Origin of the sequence: Psychroflexus longus (genome assembly GCF_020164595.1) — a bacterium.
Taxonomy (GTDB): domain Bacteria; phylum Bacteroidota; class Bacteroidia; order Flavobacteriales; family Flavobacteriaceae; genus Psychroflexus; species Psychroflexus longus.
In genome coordinates this window covers 119,467-141,807 of sequence record NZ_JAIQZE010000006.1, presented here as the reverse complement: position 1 = coordinate 141,807, position 22,341 = coordinate 119,467, and the positions used below count along the sequence as shown (strand labels likewise).

General features: G+C 35.5%; 21 protein-coding genes and 1 pseudogene. 7 read left to right on the top strand and 15 right to left on the bottom strand.

Features of this window, described 5'->3' with window-relative positions; all coding sequences use genetic code 11:
- Positions 1–4 precede the first annotated feature (4 nt).
- From LB452_RS07545 to LB452_RS07505, 9 genes are all read right to left on the bottom strand, one after another.
- On the bottom strand, positions 5–775 hold the full coding sequence (locus LB452_RS07545; protein ID WP_224461124.1) for a carboxypeptidase-like regulatory domain-containing protein: 771 nt from the start codon (positions 773–775) through the stop codon (positions 5–7).
- 62 nt (positions 776–837) lie between these two features.
- On the bottom strand, positions 838–2,601 hold the full coding sequence (locus tag LB452_RS07540) for a DEAD/DEAH box helicase (RefSeq protein WP_224461123.1): 1,764 nt from the start codon (positions 2,599–2,601) through the stop codon (positions 838–840).
- A gap of 68 nt (positions 2,602–2,669) precedes the next feature.
- Positions 2,670–3,242 carry an RdgB/HAM1 family non-canonical purine NTP pyrophosphatase gene (gene rdgB, locus LB452_RS07535; RefSeq protein WP_224461122.1) on the bottom strand — a complete coding sequence of 191 codons (573 nt, stop codon included), beginning with the start codon at positions 3,240–3,242 and terminating at the stop codon, positions 2,670–2,672.
- Positions 3,239–4,570 (bottom strand): DUF58 domain-containing protein, encoded by a 1,332-nt coding sequence (locus LB452_RS07530; RefSeq protein WP_224461121.1) that lies wholly within the window; start codon positions 4,568–4,570, stop codon positions 3,239–3,241. The genes rdgB and LB452_RS07530 overlap by 4 nt, the downstream gene beginning before the upstream one ends.
- Entirely contained in the window at positions 4,570–5,556 is a 987-nt protein-coding gene (locus tag LB452_RS07525; RefSeq protein ID WP_224461120.1) for an AAA family ATPase, read from the bottom strand. The genes LB452_RS07530 and LB452_RS07525 overlap by 1 nt, the downstream gene beginning before the upstream one ends.
- 3 nt (positions 5,557–5,559) lie before the next feature.
- Positions 5,560–6,756 (bottom strand): DUF4350 domain-containing protein, encoded by a 1,197-nt coding sequence (locus tag LB452_RS07520; protein WP_224461119.1) that lies wholly within the window; start codon positions 6,754–6,756, stop codon positions 5,560–5,562.
- A complete protein-coding gene (locus LB452_RS07515) occupies positions 6,749–7,453 on the bottom strand; it encodes a hypothetical protein (RefSeq protein WP_224461118.1) in 705 nt (234 codons plus the stop codon). Before LB452_RS07515 ends, LB452_RS07520 begins: the two co-directional genes overlap by 8 nt.
- 64 nt (positions 7,454–7,517) lie before the next feature.
- Positions 7,518–8,399 (bottom strand): hypothetical protein, encoded by an 882-nt coding sequence (locus tag LB452_RS07510; protein WP_224461117.1) that lies wholly within the window; start codon positions 8,397–8,399, stop codon positions 7,518–7,520.
- Positions 8,374–9,348: a stage II sporulation protein M gene (locus tag LB452_RS07505; RefSeq protein ID WP_224461116.1), complete on the bottom strand. Its 975-nt coding sequence runs from the start codon at positions 9,346–9,348 to the stop codon at positions 8,374–8,376. The genes LB452_RS07510 and LB452_RS07505 overlap by 26 nt, the downstream gene beginning before the upstream one ends.
- 33 nt (positions 9,349–9,381) lie before the next feature.
- Here LB452_RS07505 and LB452_RS07500 point away from each other — a divergent pair, with 33 nt between their 5' ends.
- The 3 genes from LB452_RS07500 to LB452_RS07490 all read left to right on the top strand — a co-directional run bounded on the left by LB452_RS07500 (position 9,382) and on the right by LB452_RS07490 (position 11,656).
- Entirely contained in the window at positions 9,382–10,098 is a 717-nt protein-coding gene (locus LB452_RS07500; RefSeq protein WP_224461115.1) for an RDD family protein, read from the top strand.
- On the top strand, positions 10,098–10,727 hold the full coding sequence (locus tag LB452_RS07495; protein WP_224461114.1) for a trimeric intracellular cation channel family protein: 630 nt from the start codon (positions 10,098–10,100) through the stop codon (positions 10,725–10,727). The genes LB452_RS07500 and LB452_RS07495 overlap by 1 nt, the downstream gene beginning before the upstream one ends.
- A 392-nt stretch (positions 10,728–11,119) precedes the next feature.
- Complete coding sequence (locus tag LB452_RS07490; RefSeq protein ID WP_224461113.1) at positions 11,120–11,656, top strand: hypothetical protein; 537 nt, start codon at positions 11,120–11,122, stop codon at positions 11,654–11,656.
- Positions 11,657–11,712: 56 nt separating this feature from the next.
- Here the strand turns inward: LB452_RS07490 and LB452_RS07485 are convergent, their stop codons facing one another.
- The gene (locus LB452_RS07485) at positions 11,713–12,429 is read right to left on the bottom strand and encodes a peptidylprolyl isomerase (protein WP_224461112.1); all 717 of its coding nucleotides are present in this window, start codon (positions 12,427–12,429) and stop codon (positions 11,713–11,715) included.
- Between LB452_RS07485 and LB452_RS07480 the strand changes: the two genes are divergently transcribed.
- From LB452_RS07480 to LB452_RS07470, 3 genes are all read left to right on the top strand, one after another.
- On the top strand, positions 12,417–13,055 hold the full coding sequence (locus LB452_RS07480) for an NUDIX hydrolase (protein ID WP_224461111.1): 639 nt from the start codon (positions 12,417–12,419) through the stop codon (positions 13,053–13,055). The two genes, LB452_RS07485 and LB452_RS07480, sit on opposite strands and share 13 nt — an antisense overlap.
- A gap of 40 nt (positions 13,056–13,095) precedes the next feature.
- Positions 13,096–13,956, top strand: coding sequence for a lysophospholipid acyltransferase family protein (locus LB452_RS07475; protein WP_224461110.1), 861 nt, complete (start codon positions 13,096–13,098; stop codon positions 13,954–13,956).
- Positions 13,957–14,028: 72 nt separating this feature from the next.
- Complete coding sequence (locus LB452_RS07470; protein ID WP_224461109.1) at positions 14,029–14,979, top strand: aldo/keto reductase; 951 nt, start codon at positions 14,029–14,031, stop codon at positions 14,977–14,979.
- A 111-nt stretch (positions 14,980–15,090) separates the two neighbouring features.
- Here LB452_RS07470 and miaE read toward each other — a convergent pair whose 3' ends face one another.
- The 5 genes and pseudogenes from miaE to LB452_RS07445 form a co-directional block, all read right to left on the bottom strand.
- A complete protein-coding gene (gene miaE / locus LB452_RS07465) occupies positions 15,091–15,675 on the bottom strand; it encodes a tRNA-(ms[2]io[6]A)-hydroxylase (protein WP_224461108.1) in 585 nt (194 codons plus the stop codon).
- Positions 15,676–15,677: 2 nt separating this feature from the next.
- The gene (locus LB452_RS07460) at positions 15,678–17,507 is read right to left on the bottom strand and encodes a DNA polymerase III subunit gamma/tau (RefSeq protein WP_224461107.1); all 1,830 of its coding nucleotides are present in this window, start codon (positions 17,505–17,507) and stop codon (positions 15,678–15,680) included.
- Positions 17,508–17,555: 48 nt separating this feature from the next.
- Positions 17,556–18,122: pseudogene (locus tag LB452_RS07455) on the bottom strand (endonuclease/exonuclease/phosphatase family protein); the annotation flags it as partial.
- Positions 18,123–18,134: 12 nt separating this feature from the next.
- Entirely contained in the window at positions 18,135–18,632 is a 498-nt protein-coding gene (locus LB452_RS07450) for a hypothetical protein (RefSeq protein ID WP_224461105.1), read from the bottom strand.
- A gap of 2 nt (positions 18,633–18,634) precedes the next feature.
- The gene (locus LB452_RS07445) at positions 18,635–18,799 is read right to left on the bottom strand and encodes a YqaE/Pmp3 family membrane protein (protein ID WP_224461104.1); all 165 of its coding nucleotides are present in this window, start codon (positions 18,797–18,799) and stop codon (positions 18,635–18,637) included.
- A 147-nt stretch (positions 18,800–18,946) separates the two neighbouring features.
- Here LB452_RS07445 and LB452_RS07440 point away from each other — a divergent pair, with 147 nt between their 5' ends.
- A complete protein-coding gene (locus LB452_RS07440; protein WP_224461103.1) occupies positions 18,947–22,201 on the top strand; it encodes a S41 family peptidase in 3,255 nt (1,084 codons plus the stop codon).
- The last annotated feature ends 140 nt before the right edge of the window (positions 22,202–22,341 follow it).

Sequence of the window (22,341 nt, the reverse complement as noted above, 5' to 3'; positions counted from 1 at the left end):
AAACTTATCTGTTTATGGCTCTGTATTCTTCGTAACAGCTGCTTATAGCATCGAGAACTTGCAAATCGTTTGCAGTTGTGATAAAGTCTCTGGAATAATTACATCTATCCAAAACCTGATCAATATCGTCTTTACTTATTTGAAGTACTGCTGAAAGTGTTTCTCGGTCAAATTTATCCTGAAGAATGTCCTTAATGCTTTCGTTCATTTTCATTTTTCGTAAACGACGCATTTGCTGATCTTTTTTGCTAAAGGTTTTGTAAAGCAAATCAGCTGGATTTGAAATGGATTGCAAGACTTTTGAAATGGCACTTTTTTGATAGTTACCACCTTCGTAGGCATAGTCTAATCCAGATATGCTATATCTGTAATTATCGTAAATTGGAATGTTTTGGGCATCTATCTCAAGATAACCTGTGAGGTGGATTTCATTTAATTTTACTTCCTGCAAGGCAATTGCAGATTCTGTCATTTTTATTTTGACGTCACCAAACTTTACCCAGTCCTCAGTAATTTTAACTTGTATAGATCTAAAACCTAAGTAAGAAAGATATAAAGTGTCACTTATTCTTGCTTTGAGCTTGAACTCTCCATCTTTGTTTGTTGTAGAACCTTTAACTGTATTGATGTTTACAATATTGACATTTTCCAAAGGTTTATCATTAGCTGCATTCATGACAACTCCTGTAATAACCTCTAAATCTTCATCTTGACTCCAGCTAGTAAATGAAATCAGGGAAATGCAAAAAATTAAAAATAAATGTTTGTAAACCATATTTTAAAAATAGTCATTTCGATACAATAAGCTTGTATCGAAATGGCTTTTTACAACTTAATTTAGCTTTTCTTTCTTCTTCTTTCGAAAGAACTTTTTACACTAGAACCACCTGATTTTTTTCCTTTAAAATCTGAAGAACTACTTTTGTCAAAGCGTTTTCTTGGTTTGCGGTCTCCACGATCACGGCCTCCACCGCCACCTTTTCTTCCACCACCACCACTTTTCTGGTCTTTGGTGATTTCAACATTTACGTGTCTTCCTTTAAGTTTAAATGTATCAAATGTACTTTCTACTTTTTCAACATCATCTGTAGGAACGTTGAAGAAAGAGAATGTATTTTTCACATCCACTTTTGCAACACCATCACGATCAAGATTCAACTGTTCTTTTAAGAAGTCTTTTAAAGACATCCAGTTAAATCCATCCTTTTCACCAATATTGATAAAGAAACGTGTTTCGTCTCCATAATCTTTTCCAGAAGAATAAGAATCTTCTGCGGAATGTTGAGTTATTTTTGGAGCGTTTTTATAGTAATTATGGAATCTTGTAAATTCTACAGAAAAGAACTTCTTGATGATTTCTTCTTTGCTTAAATCTTCAAACTGAGCTTCCAGATCTGGGATAAAAGAATCTATCTCAGGATTAATGGTTGTACTTTTGATTTCATCAGCTAAGTGAAACAACTGGCGCTTACAAATTTCATCTCCAGAAGGTAATTCCTCTTGAGTAAATTTTTGACCAATAATTTTTTCAACCTGGCGAATCTTTCTAACCTCACTTTTGGTAACGATTACCAAAGATTTACCTTCTTTACCAGCACGACCAGTTCTTCCACTTCGGTGAGTGTAAGTTTCGATCTCATCTGGCAATTGATAATTGATCACGTGTGTGATATCGTCAACATCAATTCCACGGGCAGCTACATCAGTTGCTACAAGCATTTGAATTTGTTTCTTTCTGAAACTATTCATTACCATATCTCTTTGAGCCTGGCTCAAGTCACCATGAAGTGCAGAAGCACTGTAGCCGTCTTCAATTAACTTCTCAGCTACTTTTTGAGTATCTCGTTTGGTTCTACAAAAGATTACTGCATAAATATCTGGATTGGCATCAACCACACGCTTAACTGCGCTGTAACGATCACGGCCGCTTACAATAAAGTATTCGTGGCTTACAGATTTGGTCGAAATGTTTTTCTGACCAACAGTAATTTCTTTAGGTGATTTCATGAATTTTTTAGCGATCATCGATACCTCTTTTGGCATCGTAGCACTAAATAACCATGTGTTCTTTTGATCTGAAGAATGAGATAAAATCTCTTTTATATCTTCAAAGAATCCCATATTCAACATCTCATCTGCTTCGTCAAGAATACAAATACTGATGTTGGAAATATCGATAATATTTCTCTGGATCATATCTTTCATACGTCCAGGAGTGGCGACGATAATTTGTGCGCCTCTTTTTATTTGCCTCGCCTGGTCAGTAATACTAGCTCCACCGTAAACTGCAACTGTGTTGAGATTTTGATAGTATTTTGCATACTGTTTTAGCTCGTTGGTAATTTGCATACACAACTCACGCGTTGGAGAAAGAATTAAACCTTGAGTTTTTTTGGAATTAAGGTCGATGTTCTGAATAAGTGGAAAACCAAATGCTGCAGTTTTTCCTGTACCTGTTTGGGCTAGCGCTACCATATCGGTAGGCTCTTCGAGTAAGATAGGAATTGTTTGTTCCTGTACTTCACTCGGGGACTCAAAACCTAAATCTTCGATTGCTTTCAAGATTTCAGGGCTTAAGCCTAATGATTCAAATGTAGTCATAAGTAATTTAAAAATAGGTGCAAAGGTACGTATTCCTAAACTTGTTCTATGATGTATTTGTTTTTATTTTAAGCTTTTAGAAATTCTATCAGTTTTTGAAATGCCAAACCGCGGTGACTGATCTTATTTTTTTCTGAAGCTGGCATTTCAGCAAAAGTTTGTGAATAGCCTTTTGGCTTAAAAATTGGATCATATCCAAAGCCTCCATTTCCAGATGGCTCAGTTGTGATTTCACCTTCACAAATACCTACAAATTCTTTCACGTCTTTGCCGCTTATGTATACAATCACTGTTTTAAACCTTGCAGATCTATTTTCTACACCTTCTAGATTTTCGAGTAGTTTTTTCTTGTTGGCTTCATCACTTTTTTCTTCACCAGCATATCTTGCAGATTTCACACCGGGTTTTCCACCTAAAGCATCAACTTCCAATCCCGTGTCGTCAGCAAAACAAGGTAAATCATAGAATTCTGAAATGGTTTCCGCCTTTATTTTTGCATTGGCTTCAATCGTTTCTCCGTATTCCACGATTTCTTTGTTATAGTCTAAATCATTTAGAGATAGAATTTGAATATGCTCTGGAAGAAGTGCTTGAATTTCATTGACTTTATTGGGGTTGTGAGTAGCGAAAATTAATTTCATAAGAGTCCTTTAGCTTTAATTTCTAAATATTTATTGATGGCATTGACAGATAAATCTTTTGGCTTGGTTAAAACGGTTTGTATTCCATTTTTTTCAAGTTCTTTCACCATCAATTGCTTGTTATAGATGAATTCCTGAGCAATGGTTTTTTCGTAGATTTCTGTCAGTTTGTTGGTTGACTTGTTGGCTAATTCATCCAATTCTGTGTTTTCAAAAAAGATGACAACCAAAAGATGAGATTTTGCCAAAGCCTGGAGATAAGGGAGTTGTCTCTTTAAACTCGTGATGTGTTCAAAGTTGGTGTACATCATCAACAAACTGCGCTGTGTGATTTTTCGCCTGCTATGCGCGTAAAGTCTGTTGAAATCTGATACTAAAAAGTTGCTGTTAATGCCGTACAAGGTTTCCAAAAGTGTATTCAAGTGTGTTTTTTTAGAATTGGCTGGCACAAAATTTTCAATGGTATCAGCGAATGTGAGCATTCCTACTTTGTCCTTTTTCTTTAAGGCAATATTACTAAAGGCTAATGCTGAGTTGATAGAATAATCCAGAAGAGACAAGCCTTCAAAAGGCATTTTCATTACTCGCCCAACGTCTATCAAATTGTAAATCGGCTGAGATTTTTCATCCTGATATTGATTTACCATCAGTTGATCATGCTTCGCAGTCGCTTTCCAATTGATGGTTCGTATATCATCGCCAATCACATAATTTTTGATTTGCTCAAACTCCATGGTATGTCCAATCTTCCTGATTTTCTTCATCCCATACTGGCTCATCTTTTGGTCTATGGATAAAAAATCTAACGCTCGCATTTGAATGAAAGACGGGTAAACTTTTACTAGAGCTTCATTTTCGAATCTATACCGCCGCTTGACCAATTTAGATTTAGTGCTGACATAGCAATTTAGGTAGCCAAACTTGTATTCACCTCGCTTTACTGGGGTAAGTGTGTACGTGAAGTCTTTTTTGGAAATGCCAGAAACTCTCATTGTTTTCAGAAAATCTCTTTTCTGAAATTGCTCTGGAATTTCATCTATGATTTCTAAATGAATAGAAAATGCATATTTATTTTTTAAATAAAGTTTGACCTCATTTTCATCGCTATTTGAAAATTTTTCTGGCAAAATCCTTTCTGCTGAAAACTTCTTTCCGGTAAATAGTCTGACGATTTCAATAACCAAGATCCCAATGAAAATAATCAGTAAACCAAAACTAGTAAGGTACAAACTTTGAAACCAGAATGAAAGTAAAAAAAGACCCGAAAGCCCAAACAGAATGGTGTAAACCAATCTTCCAAAATAAAGAGATGAGAAAAATTGACGCACTATCTAGGGATTTCTACAGATTTCTGAATGAGATCGATGACTTGCTCTGGCGTTGTGCCTTCCATTTCCTTTTCTGGCGAAAGGATAATTCTATGATTGAGTACAGGTTTCAAACTGGATTTCACATCTTCAGGAGTTACAAAATCCCTTCCTTGTATGGCGGCAAAAGCTTTTGCTACTTTCAAAATCGACAATGAAGCTCTTGGAGAACCACCTAGTAATAGGTGCCGATGCTTTCTGGTTTGTATCACAATTTCAGCGATGTAGTCAAAAATTTTGTCCTCGACTACGATGTCATGAATCTGATCTCTGAACTTTAGTAAGGTCTGCACATTCATCACCGTCTCAATTTGATCTAAAGCTAATCCAGACTTACGCTGGTGCTGAAGTTTCAATATTTCAACCTCTTCCTCTAAGTTGGGATAATCAATTTTTAATTTGAATAAAAATCTGTCGAGTTGAGCTTCTGGTAAAGCGTATGTTCCTTCCTGCTCGATTGGGTTTTGAGTAGCAATGACCATAAATGGAGGTGGCATTTTGTATTCTTTCCCGTCCATTGTGATTTGTTGTTCTTCCATCACTTCAAACAACGCCGCCTGGGTTTTGGCTGGAGCTCGATTGATTTCGTCAATCAAAACGATGTTGGAAAAAATAGGTCCTTTTTTGAATTCAAAATCAGATTGGTCTGCTTTTAAAATGGATGTACCCAGCACATCACTAGGCATTAAATCTGGAGTGAACTGAATCCTATTGAACTCTGTATCAATAGATTTCGCAAACAACTTTGAAGTAATAGTTTTAGCAATTCCAGGAACTCCTTCTATAAGCACATGGCCGTCAGTCAACAAACCAACAATAAGCAATTTTACAAAGTCATCCTGACCTACGATGACTTTTGCAAGTTCTTTGCTGATGGCTTCTACCGAAGATTTTAATTCTTCCAAAGGTATTCTGTTATTGAATTCTAATGAATTTTCGTCTTGCATAATCTAGCTGTTGAAAGTTGTAATTTTTTTATCTAAAATTTTTAATTCGTCTTCACTCACCACTTCAGACCTATTGATACGTTCAATATACTGAAATAATATCTTCAAATCCTCATAAGGTTTACCAGTTTTGGATGCCAAATCTTTAAAGAAGGTGTCACTAATGTCATTTGTCGATAAGTTATAATGCGACCTTATCTGTTCCAGAAAGGAAGTGATCTGCTTTTGAGCAATGGCTTTATGGTCTTTTTTGTCTAAATACATCCCTGCTATGGTTTGCGCAAATTCATAAGACCTGTTTTCGATTGGCTTAATTATCGGGATAGGCCGTTGTTTTCGCTTTCCTCCAAATATGACAAATAGAAGTGAGGTGATGATAATGAGATAATAAGCCGATTTTAGGTAAGGGTTGGATAACAAATAGTACAAGGGACTAGAAATCCCTTCTTTACCAGATTTGTAATAATTGTCCCAATATATTGGCTGATTGAGATTTAGGTATCCAAGTGTTCTTGCCGTGTAATCACTATTGTCATAATCTACCATAAAATAATTGGTGTAGACTTGTGGAGCTAGATGAAATAGAAACTTACCGCCTTCCCATTCAACTTCGACGTAATTGATATGATTGGAATTTTCTGTTTTTGCTTTTTTAGTCTTTACAATGCCCAGGCTTTTGGTTTTTGCTGAATCGATTTTAGAAAAATACAGATATTCAAAAGTTTTTCTTGAGGTTTTAAAGTCAGATAGTTGGAGAGACTTATCCTTAAGATTGAAACTTGGCTGATATTCAATTTCTGTGTTACTAACATGAAAGCTCACATCCAGATCAAGAGTATCCAAAAGTAGTTTAGGTATTCCTTCCGAAGCTATGAAAACAGTATTTCCAGATGCTGCCCACTTTAAAAGAGCTTCGTTTTCCTGTTTCGTCAAGTTGACATAATTATTCAGGAAGAAATAAGTACCTGTTTTTTGTAAACTGTCTTGAAAAACTTCAAAAGGAGACTGTTGAAAATGTTCAACTTCTGAAGCAATGTTGTTTAAACTCTTGTAGAAAACTTCTGTTGCCAGCGCTTTATTTTCTGTTTGCAAATAATTTGGAGTCCAATCTACCGGCTTTTCTGCTGTTGCATCCAAGACGATAACGAATATGATGAGTCCAACCAATCCCCAAAGCAAGCCTTTCATTTTTTTATCCATGAACTTTGGTTTTTTGGATGGTGGTGATCAAGTCTTCAAAACGATCTTTAGCCTTGTTGTATTCCGTTGAATTAAGTTCGAAATCTCCGTACCATACAAATTCATAGAATCTTGAGGCATAGGTGAAATCGGATTTAATATCTTCATCAGAAATTTCAGATTTGTAATCTGCATTAGTCTTCTGAAATTGATACTCGATGATATTGTTTTCTTTTAAACGTTTCAGAATATTCAGAAACAAATAACGGGATGCTAGTCTGAAATCGTCATCAGATTCTGCTTCTTTAATGAGCGTTGACAGGTCTTTTTTCTGTATTAAGCGCTCATCTTCAGAAAGATTGATTTCGCTTTTATCCTCTGGTGCATTTTTTCGATTCTGAGAGTAGTATTTGTTGAAAAGCCAGACGATAAGAACGAGCAGACCTAAAATGAGAAGAATTTTCAAAACTAAAGCCAGATAATTCCAGAAGTTTCCTTCAGATATTCCTGAGAATATCCAGTCGAGAAATTTATTCCATTGAAGATTAAGCCAGTTTTGGAATTTTTCCAAGGCAGACTCTTGTTCTGCAGTTTTAAAGTAATTATAGTCTTCATTAGATTTATAGGAATCGATGATAGATTCATCAAATTCTATAACCTCAGGACGCTTCTCTAAACTATCGCTATCGCTAGCTTGAAGCTGAGGAGTTGCCATCATAATGCCAGTTCCTATCCAATTCAGAATAAAAATGAAGACTAAACTATTTAAAAAATGATAAGATTTAACTTCCAATACGATCTATGTCTTCTAGTGTTCCTGTTTTGTTGTGATATTCATTTAAGTTGAAATAGATGAAAACCATGCTGATGAGAGTTACTATTCCTAAAATATATTGCGCTAAAGAGGCCAAGACATAAAAGGTCATGTATAACCAGTTGCTGGCCAGGTTACTGGTTGTTGGAGTTCCTGTCTCTTCTATGGAAGTGAAAGTTTCTAAAGCACTCATGATGACTAATGGGAGCTGGAACAAACTACTAATTAACCAAATTAATATGGTGATGACGAGTAGCGTGGCAAAAGTGATCCACCAGTTTTGTTTGATAAGTTTGAAACTTTCTGTAAATGCATCTGAAAATGATTTTTCCTGAAAGACGAGAATTGGAAAAATTACCGATAACGGAACAATTAAATAAATTCCTGGGATTACACATAACAAGAAGCCAATAAAAATGAGAATTCCGACTACAATAAGACTTAGTAAAGTATTACCGAAATAATGTCCTATAAATAGCCTGACGTCTTCATCTTTTATCTCACCGCCATTGTTGGCATAACTTTTCATGATACTATTGATGGTAGTAATGCTAAGTGCCGAATATGCGATAGAGGTTAAGCTCAATAAGAGAATAGCTAATCCAGTTTCTGAAACCATTTCCAACAGAAAATCCTGAGGATTGCCACTATTTATAAAATCGCCTGTTATATTTAAGGATTTGTATTGATAATAGGTACTCATGGCTACAACCAGAAGTAAAAGCCAGCCTACATGTTTTATGTAGAGTTTAAAAACAGATTTGTATTCTTGTCTGATAAATTTGAATGTATCTGATATTATAGTTCCAAGATCGCGTTCTTTCTTAAAGTTGATGTAATTGCTTTGCATGTTTGTTATGGATTAGTTGTGGTAAAATGACATAATAGTAGAGGATCAAAAATAATGATGAAGTAATTATTAAAATAGCAAGCCAGTCTGGCATTCCAGTAAGGCGAGTCACAAAGCCTTCCAAAAAACCGGCAAGGATAAAGAAAGGAACTGTACTAATCACAATCTTAAGTCCTGCCTTAACGCCTTGGCTAAAGGACTGAAGCCTAGTGTAAGTTTTTGGAAACAAAAGACTTTTCCCCATGACGAGCCCTGCACAGGCCGCGACAATAATTACTGATATTTCAATAGTTCCGTGAATCCAGATGGTTCTGGCTGATTCCCAGAGTAAGCCCTGTTCATAAAAAAAATATTGAAAGGATCCCAACATAATAGCGTTCTGCAGGACAATATAGATCGTTCCCAGTCCGGCTAGAATCCCAGCAACAAAGGCAAACAAAGCCACTTTGATGTTATTAAGAGTAATGCCAAGAAACATATCCGTTTGATTTGCTTTTTTATAAACAGCCATTGGGTCTCCTTTCTGGATATTTTCTATAGTGGCATTGACGTAGACATCACCTAAGATTAGTCTCACGAATCCATCATCTGCTGATGCTGAATAAGCTCCGATAGCACTAAAGCCTAGAAATAGAAGAAATGCTAAAAGTAATGTGAACCTATGTTTATAAAAAAACAAAGGAAACTCCTTCGCATAAAATTGATAAATTCTATTTTTTGATTCCTTTTTGGTTTTATAAATTTTTTGATGAATACCTACTGAAAGCTCGTTGAGATAGGCTAGAGTCTCACTATTGGAATAGAAAGTCTGAGCGTAATTGAGGTCCTCTGTAAGTTCAACATAGAGTTTGGAGAGTTCGCTTGGAGAAATGCTGATATTATTTTGCACAACCCTTTCAAATTTTAACCATTTGTCTTTATTTTGCTTGACAAAAGCCGCCTCTCGCATCTGTGATATAATTTATTCAAAGAAACACAATCTATGAGTCATTTTCAAATAGAAACTGTACAAAATGTAAAGATTCAGCAAAGTGTTGCCACAGTGTGGGATAGGATACTGGCATACCTCATAGATTTTATTATAATTATAGCTTATGTTCTTGTAACCACGGCCATTATGTCTGGTTTATTGGATGTTTCTCCTTTTGAAAGTGCTTCTACATCGCTGGTCCTTGGATTGCCGCCTTTTTTGTATCACTTGCTAATGGAAACTTTTATGGATGGTCAAAGTATAGGTAAAGCTTCTATGCGACTACGAGTGGTAAACATTGATGGTTCAAAGCCACAGTTTTCTGGTTTTTTGATTCGTTGGCTTATCAGAATTGTAGAAATAAGCATGACGAGTGGGGCTGTGGCCATAGTCGTAATATTACTCAATGGAAAAGGACAACGCCTTGGAGATCTTGCTGCCAAAACCACAGTAATTTCTGAACGACGAAAAACTGGTTTTAAAAAGATCCCCTTATTTGAAATTGATGATACGTATACACCACAATATCCTCAAGTAGCCACATTAAAAGATGAGGACCTCAGACGTATAAAGTCAATTTATGATAATGTTCAGGAGGATAAAAATCAAGAGATCTTAGATAAATTAAGTCATAAAGTAGCCAAACAACTTGAGTTGGAAATCACTCAATCTCCACAATCTTTTATTCAAACTGTATTGAAAGACTATCAATACTATAGCACTCATTAATGGATTATATATTAATACTTGATATTCTTGGGGTTATTGCGTTTTCAATTTCTGGTGTATTGACTTCACTGAAGAAACGAATGGATGCTTTTGGCATTTTGATCATCGCTTTTGTGACTTCTGTGGGTGGTGGAACTTTGAGGGATGTATTGCTTGGAGTTTCGGTAATGTGGCTGCAAAATATGACTTATGTCTATGTCATTATAATAACCACAATTCTGGCTGTTATTTTTAGAAAAAAATTATTTTATTTAAGAAAATCCCTCTTTTTGTTTGACACATTGGGGATAGGACTTTATACCGTTGTTGGTGTTGAAAAAGGAATCGCACAGGGTTTTTCTCCAATAATTTGTATTGCATTAGGAACGATGAGTGCATGTTTTGGTGGTGTAATACGGGACATATTGTGTAATGAAATTCCACAAATTTTTAGAAAAGAGATTTATGCGACTGCTTGTATTCTTGGAGGATTCAGCTACTTTGTTTTTCTGAAACTCAATTTCCCTGTAAGCCTTATTTTTATACTGTCTGGATCTGTAGTCATTGTGGTAAGACTTTCAGCAGTAATTTTTAAACTGTCACTACCATCTATTTATAAAAAAGATGAAGATATAGAGGATTACTGGTAAAATCCCATATTTTAGTTCTCTTATAAATTCAATTTTTGAAAATAAACTATTTCTGAAAGTCAAAAATAAGAAAGAGACATAACTTTCTTCTTAATACATATGTTTGAAACTTAAGTCTTTATTGATATGAAAAAATACATTCTATTCATTTTCCTAACAGTTAATTTAAGTTTTTACGCACAAAATAAACTTTACATTTTGGATTCATTATCGAAAAAACCAATAGAATACGCAAACATTGCGTTTATAGGTTTAAGCGAAGGTACATATTCAGATAAAAACGGTTTTTTTTACTACCTGATAATATTAAAAAGATTTCGATATCCAGTATAGGCTATGAACATAAAAAAATATCAATCCGAGGAGATACTATTTTACTAAAACCTAAGGTTATGGATTTAGATGAGATAGTCATTAAATCCAACAAAAAACTATTATTTGGTAATCGTAAAGTCAAATTGTATGCAGGATTTAGCTCGACGTCTAGAAGTACAATTTTTGCAAAAAAAATCATGCTTGATAATAATGTTTCAATTATAAAGGCACATTTTGATATTCAAAATAATTATATGGAGAAGGATTATAGGATATTGATATTTGATATGGATGAAGAATTAAAACCGGGTCGTAACATTTTGAATAAAAATATTGTTTTAAAAATGAGACCAAATGAACAGTTTTTAACCATTGATTTGATGCATTATGATATCCAATTAAAGAAAGGAAATTATTATTTAGGAATCGAAATTTTCAATCTTTCAAAAGCAGAAAATCAAAAAAATATAAAAATAGGCTTATATAAAACTACAGATCTACACGATAGTTTTTTTAAACCGGTATTTGATGAAAAAAATACATGGAGCACGTTAGAAACAGAGAATAAAAAAAAGATTCATGCATTTAATTTCTACTTAACAATTCAAAAATAATAATATAATCTCAAAACATTCATTTTAAGGTATTTACAAGAATAAAATCTTTTTCTCTATCTCTTAACTTTCGCAACCATTCCTACATTTCTCAAAGGCCACTCACTTTCGTCAGTTTCTAAATCATCTATTTTTTCGACGACGTCCATTCCCTTGATAACTTTTCCAAATACCGTGTGGTCCTCATCTAGATGATAAGCTCCATCAGGTTTTGTGACTACAAAAAATTCAAAAGGAGAAGAGGCATTACTTACATTTTGATCTGCATATTTTGCTGCCGATACAACGCCATAATCATGAGGATATTTTTTGTTGAATTCATTTGGGATCAAATAACTTCCTACGGCTTTTCTGAACTGGTAAGTCGCCATCCTATCACTGTTTCCACCTTGTATAACAAAATTATCGTCAACTCTATGAAACACTGTCGTATCAAAATAACCGAGTTTGGCGAGTCTTAGGAAGTTGGCTTTATGAAGAACAGGTTCTGGGAATAATTGAATTGTAAAAGTGCCAAAATCGGTTTCTACATCGACAATCGATTCCTGATTATCCTTTGCATACTCCTTCATAAAAGGAATAAATTCTTCCTGTTCTAAATATTTTATTTTAGATAAATCCCGATCTGTTTCACCGTTTGAGGGAATATTAACTTCAATTTTTTTTGCAATTGTATCTTTCTCAGCTTTAGATTTTTTAGTTGAATTATCTTTGTTTTCTTTACAAGAAAGTAGAATTGTTAATAGACATAAGATATAAAATGGACTTTTCATCGCTGACAGATTTGGTTTCAAAATTAAAGAAAATAGAACTTCCTGGCGAAAGTTTTCATTACGATCTTGCACCTTTATCTCGTCGAGATGAGCTTAAACATCTCAACTTAAATGGTAAAGATCCGAATTATGCAGGAGTACTATCACTCCTTTACCCAAAAGACGGGAAAGCTTATATGGCTTTTATTCTTAGAAAAACCTACAAGGGAGTACATTCCAATCAAATAGGCTTTCCTGGTGGGCGAGTGGAGGATGTGGATAAAAACTTGATGGAAACGGCGCTAAGAGAAACAGAAGAAGAAATAGGTGTTTCGGCCAATAGCATTCAAATTATAAAGCCTCTTACAGAGTTGTACATACCACCCTCAAATTTTTTAGTTCATCCTTTTTTAAGCATTATAGATTTTGAGCCTATTTTCGTTTTGCAGCAAAGCGAAGTTGAAAATTTGATAGAACTACCACTTTCTTTATGTCTGGATAAAGCCAACTTCAAGAAAGAAATTATTGATGCTTCTTATGCAAAAAATGTAGAAGTTCCAGCTTATAATTTTGATGGACACGTAGTTTGGGGAGCTACTGCTATGATATTAAGCGAAATACGAGAACTCTTCTATAGATTAGGATAAATCTATAAAACCCTATATTTGTAATCAACGTTTTTAAGATATGGGCTTATTAAAGAAAAATCCTTTTGGACATTATTTATTTATAAAAAAATGGCTGATAAGGATTATGGGAGGACTTACTCATCAACGCTATCAGGGGTTTAATGACCTTCAGATTGAGGGGTCTTCTATCATAAAAGATTTGCCAGATAGGAATGTTCTTTTCGTTTCTAACCATCAAACATACTTCGCAGATGTAGTTGCAATGTATCATGTGTTTAATGCCTCACTGAGTGGTAGAGTCGATAATATTAAAAATGTTGGATACTTATGGGATCCAAAACTTAACATCTATTATGTAGCTGCTGCAGAAACTATGAAAAAAGGTTTATTGCCAAAAGTTCTTGCTTATGCAGGCTCTGTAAGTATAGATAGAACCTGGAGAGCAGATGGTAAAAGTGTGAACCGCCAGGTTAAAATGAGTGATATCTCCAATATAGGAAAGGCTCTCGATGATGGTTGGGTTATAACCTTTCCACAAGGAACTACAAAACCCTGGAAACCTATCAGAAAAGGGACAGCGTTTATCATTAAAAAATATAAGCCAATAGTTGTTCCTATTGTTATAGATGGGTTTAGACGATCTTTTGATAAAAAGGGTATTCGTATTAAAAAGAGGAATATTCTCCAGTCTATGGTAATTAAAGAGCCACTTGAAATTGATTATGACAATGAGGAAGTGGAAAGTATCATTGAAAAAATTGAATATGCCATTGAGCAACATCCGACTTTTCTGAAGGTCATACCTGAAAGTGAGATAAAAGCTCATGAATCCCTTAATGAGCAAAGACGCTACAGTTCTGACTATAAAGCAGAAAAACCACCTAAGAAAAAAGACAAGAAAAATGAAAAGGAGAGTTAAATCTTAACTAAAGCCCTTTTTCAAATTTGATATTATTTAGTTTAAATTTATCTTTAAACAAAACTAAATACTATGAAAACACTTAATTTCAATAATAACGATCAAATCGATACCATCGGACTTGGAACCTGGAAGTCTGAACCAGGCAAAGTCAAAAAAGCAGTAAAACACGCTCTTAATATAGGCTACAGACACATAGACTGTGCTGCAGTTTATGGTAACGAAAAAGAGGTTGGGGAAGCACTGAAGGAAATATTTGACGAAGGCAACATCAAAAGAAGCGATGTTTTTATTACATCAAAACTTTGGAATAACGCTCACCGCAAGGAAGACGTAAAGCCAGCTCTGGAGCAAACCCTTAAGGATTTACAACTCGATTATCTGGATTTATATCTCATGCACTGGCCGGTAGCTTTCAAATCTGGACTGGAAGGATTTCCAGAGTCAGATGAGGATTATTTGTCGCTTGAAGAAGTTCCTATTAAGGAAACATGGGAAGCTATGGTAAATCTTAAAAAGAAAAACTTAGTGAGCCATGTAGGCGTATCCAATTTCAGTGAGAAAAAGTTAAGTGATTTGATGGAACAAACTGATTTTGTACCGGAAATGAATCAAATAGAATCCCATCCTTACTTACACCAAAACGAGTTGATTAAGTTTTGTCAGGATAATGGTATTCTTGTTACAGCCTATTCGCCATTGGGAAGTCAGGATCGAACAGAACAAATGAAAGCAGATGATGAACCTACTTTGTTGGATAATGAGGTAGTAAAAGCCATTGCTGAAAAGCACAATGCGTCTCCAGCTCAAGTGCTAATTCAATTTCATGCAGAACGCGATGTGATTACCATTCCAAAATCAACCAATGAGGAAAGAATCGAACAAAACTTCAAAAGTCAAGATGTGAATTTAGATGCTGATGATATGAAGAAATTCAGCGAAATAAATAAACATTACAGATACGTCAACGGTAAATTCTTTGAAACCTCAGATGGTAAATATTCCAATGTGTTTGATGAGTAAGCTTTCAATACACTTGATATTATTCAACAATTAAAAAAATGCAGTAAGTTCTAAGCTTACTGCATTTTTATTTTTAAACCAACCAAGGAGTACAGTAAACAATAAACTAGATTACCATCCGTGAACCGAAGCGCCTTCCTGAAAGGATTCAAGGATTTTGGCTTCATAATCCAACAGGTCAGACCATTTTTGGTTGACTTCTTCTACATCATGATATTGTCGTGCAAATTTCAAAAACATGGTGTAATGATTGGCTTCACTGATCATCAACTTTCGGTAGAAGCGTCTTAATTTTTCGTCATTCAATTCTTCAGACAATAGTCTAAAGCGTTCACAGCTTCTGGCTTCAATCAAGGCCGCGTAAAGTAGGCGATGGGCAAGTTGAGTCTGCCGGCTCCCTCCTTTTGGAAAAAAAGTGACCAGCTTTGCTACATAGTTGTCTTTGCGATCTCTGCCCAGTGGGATATTCTTTTCTTTCAATAAATCATGTACCATTTTAAAATGACTCATTTCTTCCTGTACCAATTCCGTCATGGCCGTTACAAGTTCTGTGTATTCAGGAAAGGAAACGATCAATGAAATAGCTGTAGATGCCGCTTTTTGTTCGCAGTAAGCATGGTCGATTAAGATCTCATCAATATTTTTTTCAGCAATATTGGCCCATCTTGGGTCTGTAGGTAATTTTAGTCCAAGCATAATTATATATCTAGGTCAAATGTGGTTCTTAATAATTCCAAATTTGGATTTTTTTCCCTCAATTTTTCAAATTTCTCACGGGGAGTGTAGACGTATTTCTTTTCAGATTTATGGTTCACAGAGATATCAAGACTTATAGATGTATTTTGCAATTTGTCTTTCAAAAACCTCATCAGTTCACCCTGATCTTGAATCAAATTCAATTTCATAGATTCATTTGGAAGCTCCAATTTTATAACATGTCCATCGAGTTTTGGCTTTGAGGTTCCCATCACAGACGCCACAATTTTACTTCCATTACCACTCAACACCTGCATATAATCGTTCCAAGCGTTAAGCATATCCTCTTCAGTAAATTCTGCCGTCAATTGTTCCTCTTCGGGCTTATCTTTAGTCTGCTGTTCCTTAAGTCGTTTTTTTTCCTGAATGCTTTTTATGGACAGACCATTTACCTTTTTTGGTAGGTTGGTAAGCGAAGGTTTTATTTTTTCCCGAGGTTCTTCAGCTATTTTTTTTTCTACTGATTTTGCCTCCGTTGGTTTAATGGTTTCAGTTGGTGAGCTTTCAGCTTCAGTTGATTTCATGTCTGCGTCCTCAGTTGGAGAAGAATCTAAAGTTTTTTCTTCAGGTTCAACTTTGCGTTCATCTGATGCTTTTTCAGTATATTTTTCTGAAGTTTCCTCTTTAACAGAGGGGTTGGAAAAGCCGGTAGAAGCTTCTTTGACTTCTTTCGGACTTAAGATGTGGTGTTTAGTCTTTTTTTTTTCTGGTGAATTTGGATCAGTAAGTGAAGCCAGTTTCATCAAACAAAGCTCGACGTGTAAACGTTGATTCTGACTCAATTTGTAGTTGAAGTCACAGGAATTGGCCAAATCAATTCCTTCCTGTAAAAATGTATATGAAGTCGCTTTCGATTGCTCAAAATATTTGGTTTTGGTACGCTCACCAACTTCAAGCAAAGTAATCGTCTGCTGATTTTTGGAAACCATCAAGTCTCTAAAGTGAGAAGCTAAACCGGCGATAAAATGCTGACCATCAAATCCTTTAGCTAGGATTTCATTAAAATAAATTAAAGCTTCTGGGATGTTATTTTCAAGCAACAAATCTGTCGTTCTGAAAAAGGTATCGTAATCTAAGACGTTTAGGTTTTCAGTAACAGCCTCTCTGGTCAAATTGTTCCCACTAAAGCTAACTACTCTGTCGTAAGTTGATAAAGCATCACGCATGGCTCCATCAGCCTTCTGCGCTATGATGTGCAATGCATCTTCATCTGTATTGACTCCCTCTTTTTCAGCTATTTTAGCCAGATGTTCTTTAATGTCGCCAACGGTGATTCGTTTAAAATCAAATATTTGACATCGCGATAAAATCGTAGGAATGATTTTGTGCTTTTCGGTAGTTGCTAATATAAAAATAGCATGTTTGGGGGGTTCTTCAAGAGTCTTCAAAAATGCATTGAAGGCCGCCTGGGAAAGCATATGGACCTCATCGATAATATAAACCTTATATTTTCCTGTTTGAGGAGGAATCCTTACCTGGTCGGTAAGACTTCTGATGTCATCAACAGAATTGTTGGAAGCTGCATCCAGCTCAAAAATATTGAAAGCAAAATCTGTAGTCTCGTCATCGGTGGCTTGCTGGTTGATTTTCTTAGCTAGAATTCGAGCACAAGAGGTTTTGCCAACCCCACGAGGTCCTGTAAACAAAAGAGCCTGAGCCAAATGATCGTTGTCTATGGCATTGAGCAAAGTATTGGTGATGGCTTTTTGGCCAACAACGTCTTCAAAAGTTTCGGGTCTGTATTTTCTGGCAGAGACAACAAAATGTTCCATATTACAAATATAGTTTTATGTAAATTATACTGCAATGCCAGTTCACTTTTATATAGGAATTTTTACAAATGTCTTTTGGAATGCCTTCTCTATGTTTTCATCTGCCATTACTTTTTCCTTAGACGTTGCTTCGTTTTCTTGTTGAATTTCTTTTGCAAAGGCATTGATCTCCAGCTTTGCATAGATAGGGAAGTGATCAGATCCTATATCGGGAAGCACCTTAATTTCATTTAAACTAAAATCACTACTATGGAACAGATGGTCAAGCGGCCATCTTAATAAGTTGTATTGTGCATGAAACGTGCTGAATCTTCCACGTCCTATTCTGGGGTCGAGAAGTCCACTTATTTTTCTAAATAATCTCGTGCTTCTAGACCAGGCGACATCATTGAGAACCCCAAATACAATGACGGGTTCGTCGAGTTCTTTCACACGTTTAGCAACAATTAGCAATTCAGCATCCCTGTTGGTAGAAGTTTCAGCTTCGGTTGGACTTGGTGGTTCCGGGTGCAAGGCGTACAAATTGATGTTACAATTTTCATTCAGCTTTACATTAGCTTCGATTGAGGGAATGCTTTCTTTCAAAAAGTGATTGATTTTTATGTCTTCCAGATGATGTTTAGAGTATTAATGCATTCCGTAGAAATTATTTTGTGAAATTTTGACGTTAAAAGGATAGATCTTTTCAAGGGGTAGAAGTTCCTTCTCCCATTTTGTATCACTTTCTAAAGTAAGAAAAAGGTCAGGATCGTGAGTTCTGATTCTGTCCAGTAATTTTTGATAATTTTTATTGGAAATTAGAACATTACTTACCAAAATACTTATGCAGGTCGAAGTATGTTTGGGAATGGTTTTAATAACCTCCTTTTTATGGAGAACACTGTAAAGAATGATTCTGGTACAATGAAATAAAATAGCCAGCGAAACGCATATGATTCCAATCCATTCAGAAACAATTACAAATTTGAAGAAAAACAAACCGAAAAATAAACCCATGAAGCTCAAAACCAATAATTGAACTTTGGGAAAATCAAAACCTCTAACTAACCAATGGTTTACTGGAAATAAAGTCACAAATGAAAACAAAAACATCAGGACCTGATAAATAACAATTAAAGTAATCATTACTAGTTGTCGTTTTTGGCAATGATCCAGATGGCATGTACTATGCCAGGGACAAAACCTAAAAGAGTAAGCAAAATATTAAGCCAGAAAGCTCCGCGTATCCCAACTGTAAGAAATACTCCAAGTGGTGGTAAAATGATGGCAAATAAGATTCTAAGTATACTCATAATTAATTTTGTAAGAAAAGATTTATAAAGTCACAAGTTAGTAATTCATATTTATGAATTTTTTATTTGACTCATAGTTCAGTTGTGTTAACTTCAAATAATCTGTTTTGTTTAACTTTCTGCAAAATTTTAAAATGATTAGAACTCATGAAAAAGACCTATTTTTGTTTATTATTGATATTTTCTGTAGCAAGTACTTTTGCTCAAGGAACAATGCTGTTGAGGCAACCAACATTATCTGAGGAGAGCGTTGTTTTTGTTTACGCCAATGATTTGTGGAAAGTTCCATTGTCTGGAGGTGATGCTGAACGTTTAACGACTTATGAAGGTTACGAATCTTCACCTCATTTTTCTAATGATGGAGATTGGATAGCATTTACAGCACAGTATGACGGTAACATAGATGTTTATGTGATCCCTGCTGCAGGAGGAACACCCAAACGTTTGACTTATCACCCTGCTGGTGACTTTGTACAAGGATGGACGCCTTCTGGTGAAATTCTATTTAGAACAGGAAGAACATCTCATCCGACCAAAACTTCTCAACTTTATACCGTTTCAACTGAAGGTAGTTTTCCTAAACCATTAGTAGATATTAGAGCAGCTTATGGAGAGGTTTCCGAAGATGGAAATTACTTGGCTTACACGCCAATCACTTCCTGGGATCCAGAGTGGAGAAACTACCGTGGAGGACAAGCCATGCCCATTTGGATTCTGAATTTGAATACTCAGGAATTAACTAGAACTCCACAACTTGATAAGGAAAGACACCTTGACCCTGTCTGGGTTGGAGAGAAAGTTTATTACTTATCCGAAAGAGATTATGTGAGTAACATCTGGAGTTATGATCTAAAATCTCAGAAAGAAGAACAAATTACCTTTCATAAGAAATTTGATGTTAAGAGCTTAGATGCTTTTGGAGATCAAATTGTTTACGAACAGGGTGGTTATTTACATACTTTAAATACTCAGAATAAATCAATTCAGCAATTAGAGATTAATGTTGCTGGAGATTTAAATTTTAGCAGAGAAAGATGGGAGGATGTAAGCTCCAGTAATGTGAGTTATCCCAACCTTTCACCAAGCGGGAAAAGAGCTGTTTTTGAACATAGAGGCGATATTTTTACATTCCCAAAAGAGGAAGGAAGCTGGAGAAACATTACGCAGAGTAGTGGAGTCGCCGATAGATTTCCTATTTGGTCGCCTCAGGGAGATAAAATAGCCTGGTTTTCGGATGCAAGTGGAGAATACCAGTTGGTTGTTGCTGATCAATTTGGAGAAAATCAAAAATCTTTTGCTTTAGAAAATCCGACCTTTTATTTCACACCAGACTGGTCACCTGATGGTAAACTAATTAGTTATACCGATACAGATTACAATCTTTGGTACATCAGTTTAGAAAATGGAAAAGTTAAAAAAGTAGATACAGATGGTTTTGCTCACCCCAACAGGACGATGAATCCAATTTGGTCACCAGATAGCCGTTATATTACTTACGAAAAACAACAAAATAGCCACTTCAAAGCCATATTTATTTATGATACACAATCCGGTAAAACTCATCAGGTTTCAGATCCTTTAGCCGATTCAACTTCACCTCAATGGGACCAATCCGGGGAATATCTATACTTTCTGGCAAGTACAGATTATGGCTTAAATACAGGTTGGCTAGACATGAGTTCTTATGATCCATCAGTAACTAGAAGTTTATACGCAGTGGTCTTAAGTGCAGATGGCAAAGCACCAAATTTACCCATAAGCGACGAAGAAGAAGCCAAGAAAGAAGAAGAAGAAGATAATGACAAAAAAAGTAAAGGCAAGAAAAATAAAAAAGAGGAGACTGTTACTGTAAAAATTGATTTTGATAACATTCAAGATCGTTTGGTTTCTTTAAAATTACCAGCCAGAAATTATCAATTCATAAGAAGTTCTGAAGCTCATAAATTATTCATTGCTGAATCGATTCCGAATTTGGAGGGATTGAAAGTTCATACTTATGATGTCAAAAAAGAAAAAGCCGAAGATTTTGAAGAGGGTATAAGCCAAATGGTGCTTTCTAAAAATGGAAATTTTACGCTTTTACAAAAAAAAGGTAGCTGGAGTATTTCTGATACTAAAACTTCACCAAAACCAGAAGATAAAATCTCAGTTTCTGCAAAAATGAATGTTATTCCTGAGAAGGAATATGCTCAAATATTTAAAGAAGGCTGGAGATTTATGCGTGATTTTCTATATGTGGACAATGTTCATGGCGCACCTTGGGATAAAGTGTACAGCTGGTATCATCCATGGGTAAAGCATGTACAGCACAGAACAGATTTGAATTATCTGGTTGACATATTAAGTGGTGAAGTAGCTATAGGTCACTCTTATGTATCTGGTGGTGATATGCCTGATGTAGATAGGGTGCCTGTTGGTCTACTTGGAGCCGATTATGAAATTGATAAGGGTCGTTATAAAATTAATAAGATTTATAATGGAGAGAAATGGAATCCAGATTTGGATGCGCCCCTCGGACTTACAGGGCAAAATATTTCAGTGGGAGATTATATTCTGGAAGTGAATGGAAGGAAAATCACCTCGGAAGATAATATTTACGAACATTTTGCACAGACTGCCGGAAGAACGGTATCTGTATTGGTGAACGATAAAGCTTCAGATGTTGGTGCAAGACGAGTTTATGTAAAGCCTGTGAGCAGTGAAAACGGACTTAGATACATAGACTGGGTAGAAAGCAACCGAAGAAAAGTGAATGAGATGTCTGATGGAAAGTTGGCCTATGTCTATATACCAAATACAAGTCAGCCAGGCTTCACAAGCTTTAACCGATATTATTTCTCACAACAGAATAAAAAAGGAGTTATTTTGGACGAACGAAATAATGGAGGAGGTTCAGCTGCTGATTACATGATTGATATTATGACTCGTGAACCAATAGGTTACTTCAATAGTAAAGCAGGAAATAATCGTCCCTGGACATCCCCTTTGGCAGGAATTTGGGGGCCAAAAGTGATGATCATCAATGAAAGGGCAGGATCTGGCGGTGATTTATTACCCTATATGTTTAAGAAGAAAGATATTGGACCTTTAGTGGGAACTCGAACATGGGGTGGACTTGTAGGAACTTGGGATACACCAAGATTTATTGATGGCGGTAGAATGGTAGCCCCAAGAGGTGGTTTTTACGATACTGATGGCGAATGGGCTGTTGAAGGTGAAGGGGTGGCTCCTGATATTGAAGTTATTGATGAGCCAAAAGTATCACTTGAAGGCAGAGATGCTCAATTGGAACGCGCTGTAAAAGAAGCTTTGGAATTGTTGAAAACAGAAGAATTTAAAATGAAGCCTGAACCAGATGCGCCTGTGAGATGGAAACGACCTAAGGGTTATGATAAGAAGTAAAAACTATGTCTAGAATTTAAAACAGCCGATATTGTATCGGCTCTTTTCTTTATCAATAAGATAGCCTTAAATAGTTCTTCCGATAATATATTATCCTCTATTAAAAATAGATTTGGAAAAATTAAATCATAATATTTTTG